2 protein-coding genes are annotated in these 961 nt (G+C 57.4%); both read right to left on the bottom strand.

What is annotated here, in order from left to right; all coding sequences use genetic code 11:
• A partial coding sequence (locus EN884_RS37045) for a LacI family DNA-binding transcriptional regulator (RefSeq protein WP_164895464.1) occupies positions 1-610 on the bottom strand: 610 nt, incomplete at its 3' end.
• 54 nt (positions 611-664) lie between these two features.
• Positions 665-961, bottom strand: a 297-nt coding sequence (locus EN884_RS37040) for a 4-hydroxythreonine-4-phosphate dehydrogenase PdxA (RefSeq protein ID WP_206617769.1), incomplete at its 5' end; no start/stop codon positions are given.

Raw genomic sequence — 961 nt, 5'->3', positions numbered from 1 at the left:
TTTGGACTCCATGGCGGCGCAATTCATCCTGAAAACCGGCGCTACGTTCGCGGTGGGTCGACGTATCAGGGCGGCCCCCTATAAGGGCTATACGCCTATGCCCTGCGGCAACAAGAAGGGCGGCAACTTCCATAGAAGCCGACCTGTTCTCGCAGCACACTGAATTGATCGAAAAGTCGTCGACGGAGCGGTTGAACAAAACCACCCGAGTGTTCCTGTTGTGCAGGATGTCGCGCATTCGCGACGACAACACAGCTGACGTGACGATCAAACCGTCGATCTCGTACTGAAGCATCGATGGCAGCACGTCATCGACTTCGAAACCCTTGGGCACGGAAAGCAACAGGAGCTGCTTGCCCATGGCGTTGAGCTTCTGGGTGTAGATTTCCAGGACGGCCGGGTAGAACGGATTGAGGATATCGGCCATGATCAGGCCAACCATATTCGTCTTCTTCGTCTGCAGGCTTCGCGCGATCCCATTTGGCGTATAGCCCAAGCGCTCCGCCGTCTTGCGAATCTTTTTCTTTGTCTCCTCTGAAATCCTCCCGTCGCCGGCGAGCGCGCGAGACACCGTCGATTGCGATACGCCAGCCTCCCGCGCGACATCCACCGAAGTTGACCGTCTCATGCATTGGATCCTTGCGCAAATCAGCTTTTGCGCCTGTTATGCTGCCTTGCGCGCAGCAATAGCAAGACGATGCGCGAGATCAAACGCTGCTGTCAGGCCGGCGGGGTCGGCGCGATTTTGGCCAACAATGTCGTAGGCTGTTCCTTGCGAGGCGGTAACGATTGGCAGCGGCAATCCGCCAAGAACGGTCGAGGTGTTGGCGAAACCGAGTGTCTTCAGCGCGATCTGGCCCTGATCGTGGAACATGGTGATGATCAAGTCGAGCTTCTCCGGCCCCACACGCAGAAAGACGGTATCGGCCGGATAGAGGCCGGCGACATCGTATCCAAGTTC

It is taken from the genome of Mesorhizobium sp. M7A.F.Ca.AU.001.01.1.1 (assembly GCF_004022735.1).
In the GTDB taxonomy this organism is placed as follows: domain Bacteria; phylum Pseudomonadota; class Alphaproteobacteria; order Rhizobiales; family Rhizobiaceae; genus Mesorhizobium; species Mesorhizobium ciceri.
The sequence above is the reverse complement of the archived record's forward strand: the minus strand, read 5'-3'. Positions and strand labels throughout refer to the sequence as shown.